At 43.3% G+C, this 12,181-nt stretch carries 15 protein-coding genes; 5 read left to right on the top strand and 10 right to left on the bottom strand.

The annotated features are described in order from the left end of the window. The first annotated feature begins 1 nt into the window (after position 1). Complete coding sequence (locus DFP80_RS20250) at positions 2-262, top strand: PP0621 family protein (protein WP_113918604.1); 261 nt, start codon at positions 2-4, stop codon at positions 260-262. Here the strand turns inward: DFP80_RS20250 and DFP80_RS20245 are convergent. From DFP80_RS20245 to DFP80_RS20225, 5 genes are all read right to left on the bottom strand, one after another. Beyond that, complete coding sequence (locus DFP80_RS20245) at positions 246-698, bottom strand: hypothetical protein (RefSeq protein ID WP_113918603.1); 453 nt, start codon at positions 696-698, stop codon at positions 246-248. The two genes, DFP80_RS20250 and DFP80_RS20245, sit on opposite strands and share 17 nt — an antisense overlap. A 53-nt stretch (positions 699-751) precedes the next feature. Next, on the bottom strand, positions 752-1,633 hold the full coding sequence (locus DFP80_RS20240) for a type II secretion system protein (protein WP_113918602.1): 882 nt from the start codon (positions 1,631-1,633) through the stop codon (positions 752-754). Next, positions 1,630-2,001 (bottom strand): hypothetical protein, encoded by a 372-nt coding sequence (locus tag DFP80_RS20235; protein WP_147243861.1) that lies wholly within the window; start codon positions 1,999-2,001, stop codon positions 1,630-1,632. Before DFP80_RS20235 ends, DFP80_RS20240 begins: the two co-directional genes overlap by 4 nt. Beyond that, positions 1,998-2,510, bottom strand: coding sequence for a GspH/FimT family pseudopilin (locus DFP80_RS20230; protein ID WP_113918600.1), 513 nt, complete (start codon positions 2,508-2,510; stop codon positions 1,998-2,000). Before DFP80_RS20230 ends, DFP80_RS20235 begins: the two co-directional genes overlap by 4 nt. An 82-nt stretch (positions 2,511-2,592) precedes the next feature. Continuing rightward, on the bottom strand, positions 2,593-3,459 hold the full coding sequence (locus tag DFP80_RS20225) for an alpha/beta fold hydrolase (protein ID WP_113918599.1): 867 nt from the start codon (positions 3,457-3,459) through the stop codon (positions 2,593-2,595). Between the two features lie 148 nt (positions 3,460-3,607). Here DFP80_RS20225 and pabB point away from each other — a divergent pair, with 148 nt between their 5' ends. The 3 genes from pabB to DFP80_RS20210 all read left to right on the top strand — a co-directional run bounded on the left by pabB (position 3,608) and on the right by DFP80_RS20210 (position 6,519). Continuing rightward, positions 3,608-5,032 carry an aminodeoxychorismate synthase component I gene (pabB, locus tag DFP80_RS20220; protein WP_113918598.1) on the top strand — a complete coding sequence of 475 codons (1,425 nt, stop codon included), beginning with the start codon at positions 3,608-3,610 and terminating at the stop codon, positions 5,030-5,032. Positions 5,033-5,040: 8 nt separating this feature from the next. Further along, on the top strand, positions 5,041-5,691 hold the full coding sequence (locus DFP80_RS20215; protein ID WP_113918597.1) for an NUDIX hydrolase: 651 nt from the start codon (positions 5,041-5,043) through the stop codon (positions 5,689-5,691). Between the two features lie 93 nt (positions 5,692-5,784). Continuing rightward, positions 5,785-6,519 (top strand): phosphoadenylyl-sulfate reductase, encoded by a 735-nt coding sequence (locus DFP80_RS20210; RefSeq protein WP_113918596.1) that lies wholly within the window; start codon positions 5,785-5,787, stop codon positions 6,517-6,519. Positions 6,520-6,562: 43 nt separating this feature from the next. On the opposite strand, the gene DFP80_RS20205 is transcribed toward DFP80_RS20210, so the two are convergent. Further along, complete coding sequence (locus DFP80_RS20205; RefSeq protein ID WP_113918595.1) at positions 6,563-6,868, bottom strand: LysR family transcriptional regulator; 306 nt, start codon at positions 6,866-6,868, stop codon at positions 6,563-6,565. A 111-nt stretch (positions 6,869-6,979) separates the two neighbouring features. Here DFP80_RS20205 and DFP80_RS20200 point away from each other — a divergent pair, with 111 nt between their 5' ends. Continuing rightward, entirely contained in the window at positions 6,980-8,326 is a 1,347-nt protein-coding gene (locus DFP80_RS20200; protein ID WP_113918594.1) for an anti-phage deoxyguanosine triphosphatase, read from the top strand. A gap of 124 nt (positions 8,327-8,450) precedes the next feature. Here the strand turns inward: DFP80_RS20200 and DFP80_RS20600 are convergent, their stop codons facing one another. The 4 genes from DFP80_RS20600 to DFP80_RS20185 form a co-directional block, all read right to left on the bottom strand. Beyond that, on the bottom strand, positions 8,451-8,630 hold the full coding sequence (locus DFP80_RS20600; protein ID WP_147243860.1) for a hypothetical protein: 180 nt from the start codon (positions 8,628-8,630) through the stop codon (positions 8,451-8,453). A 597-nt stretch (positions 8,631-9,227) separates the two neighbouring features. Further along, positions 9,228-9,902 carry a hypothetical protein gene (locus DFP80_RS20195; RefSeq protein ID WP_113918593.1) on the bottom strand — a complete coding sequence of 225 codons (675 nt, stop codon included), beginning with the start codon at positions 9,900-9,902 and terminating at the stop codon, positions 9,228-9,230. A gap of 81 nt (positions 9,903-9,983) precedes the next feature. Continuing rightward, entirely contained in the window at positions 9,984-10,625 is a 642-nt protein-coding gene (locus DFP80_RS20190) for a hypothetical protein (RefSeq protein ID WP_113918592.1), read from the bottom strand. Positions 10,626-10,725: 100 nt separating this feature from the next. After that, positions 10,726-11,439, bottom strand: a complete 714-nt coding sequence (locus DFP80_RS20185) for a TOPRIM nucleotidyl transferase/hydrolase domain-containing protein (protein WP_113918591.1) — start codon at positions 11,437-11,439, stop codon at positions 10,726-10,728. Positions 11,440-12,181: the final 742 nt, after the last annotated feature.

Genomic DNA, 12,181 nt, shown 5'->3' with positions numbered 1-12,181 from the left:
TATGATCGTACGTTTGATCGTTTTTGTTGCTATTTTCTTTATTGGTTGGTGGTTGTACCGCCAATTTGTCGTTTTTAAGCGCGGCCAATCGCCAGCAGAGAACAAAAAACAGGATTCAGCTAAAAAAGATAAGCCTCAAGAAAGTATGGTTCGCTGCGAGGAGTGCCAAACATTCATGCCGCGCTCTCATGCGATTCATGACCAAGATGCGCGAGCATTTTGCAGTGCGGAACATTTAAAAGCCTTCAATCAGAAGCACTAACCCAACCACTTGCAAGCAACCTATCCTCTCGCCACCACCAGCATAGATATTGTTGCTGGTTTTGTGTGGCGCAGAGTCGGTAGGAAATCTTAGCATTATCAAATTCATCTGGCAGCGACTCGTAACTTTCCCAGCGATAACGCACAAGCTGGTTATCTTTTCGCCAAGTTTTTTCCTGAGAACGCTCGTCTAAATCACAAAAGCCAATACATTCACTCGCTTTTGCCAATGTGAAACCAGGAGTCATAACTAAGGCTTGCCGAAAGTCTGTCCAAATTTGTTGATCCGCTTCCACCTCGTTTACTTGCCCATGCCATTTATAGGATGCCATAAGTCGTTCTTGAAAATGCATCGACAAACTAGACATCGCCAGTAGTAAAGCAATAATCGGCAAAGACACCCACGCTCGTTGCGCACGAAATAATGACAGATTCATTTTCTCTATTCCTTACGATTTTCATCTCATCCATGAGATTGAAAAAACACAGACTACAGCACGATTATTTGATTTCCCACGCTTTGACACGGAGAATCGTAATGCCACGTTTCGCCTCGCATAGAGTGATACTCAGTTTGAAAACCCACATCACGATCAATTTTACAATGACTTAATCGATACTGATACTCCACCCATAAGCCACGCAGTTTGGCTAAAGGAAAACGTCCATATTGGGTGTCCAGCGTATCCACAAAGCCATCTTGGTTATTATCTAGCATTGGAAAAATAGCAAGGCGTTCGATGCCGTTCCACAGCTCTAACGAGTTACCGCTTTCCTCCGGCGTACGCCATAAAGCATTCCAGCCGTCTTTGCCTTCTGAGAGATACCAATAAAATCCCTCTTCGCTTTGAATAATGCCAGACTGACCGATGGCCAAATCACTGTCTAACTGAATCAGGCTTTTACTCCTAGACTCACTAAAAATATGTCCCTTGTAGTGGGACTCGCAAGACGAAAAAATCGCGCTATTTCCTGCTTTCCAATGACAAGTCATGGCCGTTTCCAGAGGATTTGTTCGAACCGTAACTGAGCTACGACACAATCCATAATCAACCCCTTTTACCCAATCTGAGTCTTTTTGAATGTGACGAGTCGCCAAACGAATCGGCGGCGACACGCCAGATTCAATCGTCAAAAACAACGACTCATCTATCACACAACCGACTGGTAATAACCTTTCCCATTGTGCCTTTATATGTGCGTCTATGGCGGCTTTTATTGTGTGCTGATCTTGGTAAGTGTGTGCCAAAAGGTGTCGCTCTTGCATACGAGCCATAGCCATTACTAAAAAAGGCAAGAACAACGCAATCAAACCACACACCACCAGTAACTCAATCAACAGACTGCCTTTTATACTATGTCGCTGATTCATAGTTTGTCCTCTTCTCTCAAAGTTAAAACCGTCGACTCAGGCAGAACATATTGTGAAGCACGAAACCAATTCTTTAATTCATGCCCAGTACATAACCGACAATCGGGGTAATCTTCGTTCGTCGAGCTCTGCGTATCGAGCCAAGCTGCGGGACCAATCAACAATCGCATTGCGGCTTGCTTTTGCTGGTTTTCATCAAGCTTGCGCTGTGCTTCGGTTCGCTGAAGGGATTGCCATTGAGCCGTTCCCTGGCGCTGAAGAACAGATAACACCACAGCAAATAACGCCAAACAAAGCACCACTTCAAGCATGATCCAACCCTTTGATCTTGATTTAGGTAATGTTTGCATTAAACGGGGTCTATTCATCCGCACAGCTCCCCATTGGCACCTTGCGGATCGGTGAGATAAAAACGCCCACTTTGGTTAAGTATCAAGGCGGCTTGCCAGACTCCCAAGCAAAACTCAAAAGTGCCATTTTGATAGCTAGACAAGCCATTAAATTTAAATTCTATTTGCTGTTTTTTTACGGGAAAGCCATGCCAAAACACTGTCAGCGCATGATCAAAAACAGCTTGCTGGTAGTATTTTTCTACTCCACTATTCGGCTCAACTTGATAGAGAGTAAACCCAGAAGACCAGCTACCATCACAATTCAAACCGCCACACAAAAAGCTAGTTTGGCCACTAATCACCGCCAATTGACGGGCTTGCGTAAGTCCATCTGCCAGCCGCGCCATTTCACTTTTGAGGGTGTTTTTATCTTTGGTCTTTTGGCTGACGCTGAGAAATTGCGTCGAACCTGCGTGAGCCAAGATGCTCAAGATGACTAGAACACAAAGTAGTTCTAGCAGAGAGAAACCGTATTGACGGCCCATTGAAAACCTCCTTGTTTATGCTTTAACAACACCAAACAGACATCCTTGCCCGCTCAGCTTAATCTACCCTAACGGCATTAAACTATACAGTCGCAAACCATTTGTTAATATGATTCGCAATTTGTCTCGGCTTTTGAAAAGGCAATGAATGATCACACGCACTCATGGTTTTATGTTGCCAAGCGGCGTTTTGCTCGCTTAACAAATCATAATGTTGGCGCAAGGCTTCATGACTTAACTCACCAGAGAACAAAAATACCTGTTCTGACGCATCCACTATTGCCTGACGAATATGCGGCTCGTCCGCCATTAACGCCACATGATCTGTCACCGCATCTAAAGCATAGGCAAAACCATAAGGTCGGTGCGCAAGACGAGATTGTGTCGTAGCTTCCGCAACCGGGTGTTTGCGTCGGTTCGGTGACACACCATCCATAAAGCTCGCCACGCCAAGTTCCACATCGCCCGTATCACGAATCAGTTTCGAAGCATGACGATACTTTTGACGCACATCCATCAAGGTAGATAAATCCTCACGATCCAAGGATGCCGGCTCCAACAACGCCATTTTGATTTTCTTTTTATCTTGTAAGCTACGCTGATAATTGAGGTTCAACGCCACCAAGCCGCCAAGAGAGTAGGCAACCAGATCAAAATCGTCCCATTTAACATGAGCTAACAACGCCTCTACTTCCTCGGTCAATTCGGCAATCGATACCGCGTCTTCTTCACCGTGATGATGAAAAGAATCTCCCATGCCTTTTAGGTCAGGAACCAGCATCCAACGCCATTGGGTAAAATACGGCAACATCTGGGAAAAAGTGATTTCACCCGCCACACCAGCACCATGCAATAACAAGCACACTCGATCACTTTGTGCTTCTGGGTTCTCATAAAGACGGTACGCAATGCGCGCATTAGGTAAAGAAAGAAAAAAAATGTCAGACACTTGTAATTAACCTGTGAGGAGCCCTATTAAAAGAATACAATGCTGTGATCAGCAAAACGCATAAAACCAAGCAACGTCTATTTTAAAACATGTACTTTTCACCATGTCTTGGTAAACGCAGACCTCATATTACTAGGTATTAAAATAAATGTCAGAAATCAAACATGTAAATCTTCCGTATCAAGCGTCGTTACTGTCTTTCTTTGCTGCTGTACGAGACTTACCTTTTCCGGCTTTGCTCGACAGCAATCATGAACACTTCCCCGATACCAACTTCGACATTTTAGTAGCCAACCCAATCGCTCGTGTTCATCCTGTTTCCAATAGTCAGCCTATTACTTGGTACACAACACCGCTTTATGAGCTAAGCAACACTGACAACCCAATGACTTTGCTGAATGAATTAATGAGCCTTATCTGCAAAGAACCTTGGGCACAATCAGCACCAAAAGACTTACCCTTCGTTGGCGGTTTACTTGGTTATTATGGTTACGAAAGTGGTCACTATGTGGAACGCTTACCCGACACAGTCGACCACGATATCAAGTTAGAAACCTTGAGTCTTGGACTTTATGGCTGGGCAGTCATTACTAGTCACAAGAAAAAAACCACTAAACTGATTACTTCTCCTTGGTGTCCTCCCGAAGACGTGGCCGACCTTATCAACCGTTTCACCAGCGCTTGCGACGATGTATTGGTAAAGCATGATTTAAACGAAGCGCAGCCTTTTCGCCTAGAAACCCCCTTTACTTCAAACATGACAAAAACAGAATACGCGCAAAAATTTTCATCTGTACAAGACTATATTCGATCTGGTGATTGTTATCAGGTCAATTTAGCGCAGCGTTTTTCTACCAAATACCAAGGCGATACCTTTACGGCATATCACACTTTACGAGACGCTTGTCCGACGCCGTTTTCCGCTTATATGGAATTTTCACCACAGCAAAGTTTATTGAGCCATTCGCCTGAGCGCTTCCTTTTATGCGATCAAGGGCGAGTAGAATCCAAACCAATCAAAGGCACAGTAGCTCGCGGCAACAGCCCAGAAGAAGATAAAGCCAATGCCGACTGGTTACTCACATCCGAAAAAGATCGCGCCGAAAACCTAATGATTGTTGATTTACTACGCAACGACTTAGGACGAACCTGTTTGACTGGCAGCATCAAGGCGCCAAAACTGTTTGCCTTAGAAAGTTATGCCAATGTCCATCATTTAGTTTCCACCGTTGAAGGCCGCATTGATCAAGCCGATCAAGCGATTCGTGTTTTCCATCAAAGCTTCCCCGGTGGCTCTATTACAGGCGCACCTAAAATTCGCGCCATGGAAATCATCGATGAACTCGAACCTCATGAGCGTTCCGCGTATTGCGGCTCTGTGGCTTATTTCAGCGCCAACGGTCAAATGGATTCCAGTATCACCATTCGCACCTTGGTGGCTGACCATGGCAACTTGCATTGCTGGGCCGGCGGCGGACTGGTCGCTGACTCGAAATGCCAAGAAGAATACCAAGAAACCTTTACCAAAGTGGGCAAGTTAACCCATACTCTAGAACAAGACTTTTTGAAATAGGCCGTATCATGTCTGATATAGAGCAGTTTTTAAGTGCTCCTCCCATTGACCTGAGCTTGGATGATATTCGCGCAGCATTAGACAGAGCCCCTTACGCGCAACAAATCCATAACCCAGACGAGGAAATGTTCCCCAGTGGGTATGATTTGAATTACCGATCTGCTGCCGTACTCATTCCTATTTGGCGAGAACCAGAAGATGGTGAGCTGTATGTACTCCTAACCCAACGCGCACTTCATATGCGCAATCATCCGGGGCAAATTGCCTTTCCCGGTGGCAAACATGACCCCGACGACGCCAGCATCCAATACACAGCGTTACGTGAAACATTAGAAGAAGTTGGACTGTCACCAGATTGTTTCGATTTATTAGGCGAATTGGGCGAATACTGCACCATCTCGGGTTATTGCATTAAACCCATCGTCGCGGAAATGACTCGCAAAAGTGAGCTTAGCCTATGTGAAGAGGAAGTTAAATCGGTCCATTGGGTACCTTTGCGGCACTTGTTAACACCACAAAACTATCGATTTAAAAAGAAAGCACTGGATACGGTTTCTCGTGGTTACTTTGAAATCGATTATGAGGAAATCCGTATTTGGGGGGTAACCGCTGGAATATTATATGGCCTCTACCAAACACTAGCGCGGCATGTTGGCTAAGCATTATAAGGTTAGTGTTCTTTCGTCTTTTCTTTCAACGCCGCAAATTGCTATGGTACAGCTAACGTAACTTAGAACAGGGTTAATCATCCTATGTCAGCATTTGATTTAGCGTCTTTTATTGCCAACAATAAAGAAGACGAAGCACAAAAAATCATCCATAACGCAATGAAAGAATTCGACAACATTGCCATCTCTTTTAGCGGTGCAGAAGATGTTGTCCTAATTGACATGGCTGTCAAAGCTAAAAAAGACATTCATGTATTTTCTCTGGACACTGGCCGCCTCCATGCCGAGACGCACCGCTTTATTGAACAAGTCCGTAAACACTACAAAATTAATATCGATATACTTTCCCCAGACCGTGAAGCACTCGAAAACTTCACCCGTGAGAAAGGCCTATTTAGCTTTTTTGAAGATGGTCACAAAGAATGCTGTGGCATTCGCAAAGTGCAGCCACTTAAACGTAAGCTAGCTACGCTGGATGCATGGATCACAGGACAACGTAAAGATCAAAGTCCAGGCACACGTAACGTTCTCGCTTTTGCTGAAAAAGACGGCGCATTTAGCACAGACGAAAAGGATTTATTTAAATTCAACCCATTGGCTAACTGGTCTTCCGAAGACGTTTGGAACTACATCAAAATGTTTGATGTTCCCTACAATGAATTGCACTTAAAAGGGTTTACTAGCATTGGCTGCGAGCCTTGTACTCGCCCTATCTTGCCGAATCAGCACGAACGCGAAGGCCGCTGGTGGTGGGAAGAGTCAGAGCACAAAGAATGTGGCTTGCATATTGGCAACCTCATACCAACTGCTCAACAATAGACGCCTTTTAAATAAGAAAACTAAAAGTGCCTGATACATAAAATCAGGCGCTTTTATCAGCCTGACACTCGTCATTCGATTTACTTTCCTGATGACTTTTCCACGATACGATAAAACTCTCATAACAAGCTTCAAGCGCTTGTATATGTTGTAGCAATACTTCACCCGCTGGCGTCATATCCGTTGTTCGACCATGACGAATCAGTAGTGACTCACCCAAATCTCGCTCTAATTTTTGAATATGTTGACTAACCGCAGGCTGGGTTAAACCCAACTGCTTAGCCGTGTTTGTAAAACTTCCCGTTTCAACCAACGCTTTAAACGTAATGAGGTGTTGTGTATTAAGCATAAAGATTCCTTATAGTTGATCCCATTATGCCCAATGCGTATTTTACGAACATTGACCTATATCGTGTTTTCATGAAAGACTCAAAGTTATTAACCTAAGTGGATTAAGAGCATGACAACGGCACAAGACACAATGCTACCTTGGCACGAAAGACAATCCGGCCATCCAGAATCCCGTAACAACGATTACCGCACACCTTTTCAACGCGACCGAGCCAGAATCATTCACAGCGCGGCCTTTCGCCGCTTACAATCCAAAACTCAAATCCTCGCCATTAGACAAAACGACTACAGCCGCACACGCTTAACACATTCTTTAGAAGTCGCCCAAATTGGCAACGGCATTGTTCATCAACTTAAATTCAGCTCACCCGCTGACGCCGATTTTCAGTCTTGGCTCGCTGACGACGCTTTAATTGAAACAGTTTGTCTAAGCCACGATATTGGCCACCCACCATTCGGCCACGGTGGTGAAGTCGCTCTGAACTATATGATGCAAAATCATGGCGGTTTTGAAGGCAATGCTCAGTCACTAAGAATACTAGGCAAGCGCGGCTCCTACTCACCAACTTATGGCATGGACGTCACCCGCCGTACACTATTGGGAATTTTAAAATACCCCGTTTTGCACGCCAATGTGGTTGGCAAATACCCAGAAAAGCCAACCAACTTCCGTCAATTTAAAGCGTCAAACTGGGCGCCACCAAAATGCGTCTATCAAGAAGAACAAGAATTACTAAATTGGATCATCCAACCCTTTAGCCAGGCGGACAAACTCTTATTACAAGAAGTAAACCAAACAACTCCTGACAGCCACTCTAAAGCCAAACATGCCAGTTTCGACACCAGCATCATGGACCTAGCCGACGACATAGCCTACGGCGTACACGACTTAGAAGACGCCATCGTCCTCGGCATGGTCACCAAAGACATGTGGCTAGAGCACCTAGAACCCAAACTCGCCGCCTTGGCTTCACCCTTTTTGGCAGAAAACCTAAACGACATTCGTACCCAACTGTTCAGCCGCCAAAGCCACCTTCGTAAAGAAGCCATCGGCAGCTTAGTCAGTTGGTTCATCACCTCTTGTCGAGTGATCGAAAAAACACAATTCGAACATCCCCTACTGCGCTTCCAAGTCGGCTTACCAGAAGGTCAACGCCAAGCTTTAAACTTATTAAAACAATTCGAAATGCAACACATCATCCAACGCCCAGAAGTACAAATGCTCGTCTACAAAGGCCAGCAAATGTTATTGGAAATGTTCGAAGCCTATTCCGCCGACCCAAGCCGATTACTGCCAAGAGAAATCGCCAACGAATGGCAAAAAAGCCAAGAACGGGGAGAAAGCGGACTGCGCATCATCTGCGACTACATGGCCTCCATGACCGACGACTACGCCAGCCGCATGTACAATAAATTGTTTGTTCCTAGCTTAGGTTCGGTGTTTGAGCCAATGTAACAAGGGCTTTGTCCCTTCCCCTTCCTTCAAGGGGAAGGCTAGGATGGGGTTGTTTTTGGTTCCATTCAAACACTTTGCATTCCCAACCTTTATTCCGCTCTGTTGAGCGGGTAACTTTATCGGGCTATCGCCCAAACGTCTCATTTGCTGTATTTAACGTTGCGTTTAGCAAGACGATTTTTAGAGTAAGGCATGGATTGTTTTTGTAGCCTTGAGGAAGGGTATTTTTAACTGACTCTGAAACACCATAAAGTCGCGCAACTTCGTCGCGTCGAAGCCGTTTCTTTAGTTTATCTGGTTCCATTCAATTACTTTGTATTCTCGACCTTTATTCCGCTCTGCTGAGCGGGTAACTTTTGCCCAGATCCGCAAAAGTAACCAAAAGGTCTCTTTGTCGGGCTATCGCCCAAACGTCTCGTTTATTTTGATTAAGGTTATGTCTAGCAATACGAGTTATTTCGAAAGGCATAGATTATTTTTGATGTTGTTAGAAAGGAAATTTTTAACTGACTCTGAAACGCCATAAAGTCGCGCAACTTTGTCGCGTCGAACTGACTTCTTCTGGATTACAATGATGGAAACAAAGACAAGGGCGACATGAGAGAGGTACGACCATGATGCGCTGATGAAAGCGAAGCTTTCATGTTCCAGGCTAGGTCGTCGCTTCTTCATTTTTAAAATCCATATATTCTAAATCATATGGATCTATAATTAACGTGTCTTGTCTTGGCTTGTCTTTTCGACAAACCGTTCAAGAGCAGCAGCTCTGCCGAAAATATCTGAGATTACGATGGTTTTCATTGGTTTTTCCGTGGTAACGCCTCAAAAACCGGCTTAATGAGGTTGGCGTTTTTTTGAAAATAAAGATAACAGCTTTATCAAACCCGAGTGTTTTGACTTGTTACATTTTATTTTGATATTTACCTCTCAGCTCATATAGCTTCTTATACTCTTCAAGACCAACAACAAGCATCTCCTTTATCTTAGCTTGGTCACCACCAGCTACCTTTCTTTTAGCTGCTAACTCAACAGAGTCATTATCCAAAGCCTCGATAGTTAATTGTGATGGTTTTGGTGTTTTATTTTTTCCATGATACTTGCTCCTTACAGCATCACTGCTGTGAGAGATACTACTAAGCTGGCCTTGAAGAAGTACACCTACTACTTCTAGCAAATTTCTAGCTAATTCATCTTCGCAGTTAAAAGCAACTATTTGATCATGCAATGACCAAAAATCGTTGACTCGGCCATCTACAGTACCACTATCAGAGAAACCTCCAGGATGTCGCTTAGCCAGACTTAAAAGAAACCTGAATGTTTCTATTCTTGCCGATTTTAATTCGCTGATAGATTTTTCAGCGTCTCGCTTTACTTCTTTAAGTTTTACGATGTTTCCGGCTATCGAAAACTCTTGAATTTCGGATGCGAAAGATAGAATTAATCCAATAATAGCAAACGCAATAATTAAGCTTACAAACTCAGCACCATTCAGTTTATCTTCTATAAGCAGGCAGTATCCGAATTTTGCACTGGCTAGAAAAATCAATGTCCCAAAGATGGATAAAAATATTCTCAACGATGTACTCCTGTAATGTAAAGTCGCGCTCTACGGCAAATTTGGAGCGTAGCGGAAAATTTGTCTGACAACAGCGCCTTGCTAGTTTTTTATAGTATTAAAACTTTCGTAATACTTCTGTATCTCTAGCCGTATTTCGTGTATTGCTTCTTGAAGTTTAGGTATAGACAAACCTTTATCGCTCATTATTGAGACAATATCGTTACTTATGAAGCTTTTATTTTCTTCGAAAGTATTCCACTTCCTTCCTGCTGAAAGCTCCTTTTGATATTCACCAATTACAACCTGATAGGCATCAAAAGTTGAATTGAGACGTTCATCAAGAAGAGAGACTATCTTGTTTCTAATTTTTTCAGGTATAAAAGGGTCTGTCTTCAACTTTTCAACCATTGCCATCATTTCTTTTTGCTTTTTTGGCAGAGGAACACCAAAAAAACCTTTTTTACCAGTCAAAATTTCATATTTATTTTGAAGAGCATACTCATGAATTTTTTCTAGAACCTCAGTTAAAGCACCATCTTTTGACCAGTGATTCTCTGACACAAAGTCGAACTCTTCCCAAAGTTCATCTGCCAATGAAGCCAGGCGTTCCATAACTTTCTTTTGATATTCAGTATTAACTGAATTTAAAAGCCCGTTTTTAGCCTTAATAAAAGTTAAAACAGCGACAACTGAGGCTGTTAAATAAAAAATTATTTGGAATATTTTGACAGCAATATCCATGTGACATTTTCCTTATTAAAACTAACACCGCCTGCACAGGCCGAGCGTCAGCGAGGTCCAGCCCATGCGTTTTTTGCATGGGCGTTTGTACTTGGTCTTGTTAAATTTTAACTTCGACATCATCTGGATGTGCTACCGGATAGGCCTGTCTAGTTTGACTAATTAATGTAGCTAACTCTTCAAACGTTTTGGGTATAGATAAGCAAGACGACTCCATGTTTTCAGCTATTTCTACTTTGTTAATAGAGCCTGGATTGCCTCCATTTAATTTTATGAAGTTTGCCAACTGAGCGACCCAAGGCTTACTTGAGTTGAATACATTTCTAAATTCAGTCTCTTTTCCCACGAGCTTACTATCGATAGCGCGCGGCTTGAAGCTTGCGCTTATAAAGCAATCGGGAGGAAAGCTTTCTTCAAATGAACCGCCTTTTTCACCATTACTATATGTTACGACGGGACTAGAAGGTATTTTAAACGCACTTATTAGTGGATCATCGATGATATTAGATATGCGCTTACCTTCAATATCATCATCAAAAGTTACAATAACTGGACGATCATGGCTTAACGTTTTTCTGAGAAGCCTAATAGCATGTTTTAGATTTCCAATACCGTTGTAATTCGCAATAACAATTCCATCAGTTTCAAAATCTAGACAGCAACTCTCTAACAATGACTGGAATACTGCTTCTTCAGAGTCACCCTCAACAAAAATATAGATACATTGCTTCTTTGCTTCATTCTTCATTACAGCTTCATGATGAAGCTCACTCCACATTTCTTCGTATTGAATATCCTCTATCGCAGTTCCCATGCGATGACCCCTCTAAGAAATATAACAATTAAGGGTTATACAGCAGCGTAGCTGCGGCTGTAACCCGATGTTGAACGGCTGCGTTGTCTATATAGGGGATTTGTTTTTTCATGGTGGGACTTCCCTGTTAAATAACTCGCTAAATACCAAAGCCTGTTTGGACTATGCCGCTTCAGATCGCCTTTGATCGCCGTTATACTAGTTCTTCATTTGCTCTTTTTTAGCGCGATTTGACCCACGAGGCAAGCGATTCCCTCAGACCTTATGACCTAATCTGTTTTTTAGTGCTTAATCTTCCCTGTCGCCCCAAGAAGCGGCTTAGTTCAAAATAAATAATGTGCATCCGCATTTAGTTTTCTATCGTCTTGAAGAGCCCCCACAATGAAAGCTTCGCTTTCTTCGGCGGATCACGGTATCGGGTATAAATTTGCAGACGATTAGCTACTAAAGAAGCAGCTTCGACGCGACGAAGTTGCGCGACTTTATGGAGTTTCAGGGTCATTAACAGAAAGACTTTCTCGAATAGAAAAGCCAATCTATGCCTTACGATAAAAATCGTCTAGCTAAACCAGTATTAAACAACGTGAATGAGACGTTTGGGCGATAGCCCGAAAAAGAGACCTTTTGGTTACTTTTGCGGATCTGGGCAAAAGTTACCCGCTCAGCAGAGCGGAATAAAGGTCGGGAATACAAAGCGTTTGAATGGAGCCAAATAAACTAAAGAAGCAGCTTCGACGCGACG

The organism is Marinomonas rhizomae (assembly GCF_003315485.1).
GTDB classification, from domain to species: domain Bacteria; phylum Pseudomonadota; class Gammaproteobacteria; order Pseudomonadales; family Marinomonadaceae; genus Marinomonas; species Marinomonas rhizomae.
The sequence above is the reverse complement of the archived record's forward strand: the minus strand, read 5'-3'. Positions and strand labels throughout refer to the sequence as shown.

What these genes read in the sequence shown, in the direction of transcription:
- DFP80_RS20250 (WP_113918604.1), top strand. Translation starts at nt 2, where the DNA reads ATGATCGTACGTTTGATCGTTTTTGTTGCTATTTTCTTTATTGGTTGG.
- DFP80_RS20245 (WP_113918603.1), bottom strand. Translation starts at nt 698, where the DNA reads ATGAATCTGTCATTATTTCGTGCGCAACGAGCGTGGGTGTCTTTGCCG.
- DFP80_RS20240 (WP_113918602.1), bottom strand. Translation starts at nt 1,633, where the DNA reads ATGAATCAGCGACATAGTATAAAAGGCAGTCTGTTGATTGAGTTACTG.
- DFP80_RS20235 (WP_147243861.1), bottom strand. Translation starts at nt 2,001, where the DNA reads ATGAATAGACCCCGTTTAATGCAAACATTACCTAAATCAAGATCAAAG.
- DFP80_RS20230 (WP_113918600.1), bottom strand. Translation starts at nt 2,510, where the DNA reads ATGGGCCGTCAATACGGTTTCTCTCTGCTAGAACTACTTTGTGTTCTA.
- pabB (WP_113918598.1), top strand. Translation starts at nt 3,608, where the DNA reads ATGTCAGAAATCAAACATGTAAATCTTCCGTATCAAGCGTCGTTACTG.
- DFP80_RS20215 (WP_113918597.1), top strand. Translation starts at nt 5,041, where the DNA reads ATGTCTGATATAGAGCAGTTTTTAAGTGCTCCTCCCATTGACCTGAGC.
- DFP80_RS20210 (WP_113918596.1), top strand. Translation starts at nt 5,785, where the DNA reads ATGTCAGCATTTGATTTAGCGTCTTTTATTGCCAACAATAAAGAAGAC.
- DFP80_RS20205 (WP_113918595.1), bottom strand. Translation starts at nt 6,868, where the DNA reads ATGCTTAATACACAACACCTCATTACGTTTAAAGCGTTGGTTGAAACG.
- DFP80_RS20200 (WP_113918594.1), top strand. Translation starts at nt 6,980, where the DNA reads ATGACAACGGCACAAGACACAATGCTACCTTGGCACGAAAGACAATCC.
- DFP80_RS20600 (WP_147243860.1), bottom strand. Translation starts at nt 8,630, where the DNA reads ATGGAACCAGATAAACTAAAGAAACGGCTTCGACGCGACGAAGTTGCG.
- DFP80_RS20190 (WP_113918592.1), bottom strand. Translation starts at nt 10,625, where the DNA reads ATGGATATTGCTGTCAAAATATTCCAAATAATTTTTTATTTAACAGCC.
- DFP80_RS20185 (WP_113918591.1), bottom strand. Translation starts at nt 11,439, where the DNA reads ATGGGAACTGCGATAGAGGATATTCAATACGAAGAAATGTGGAGTGAG.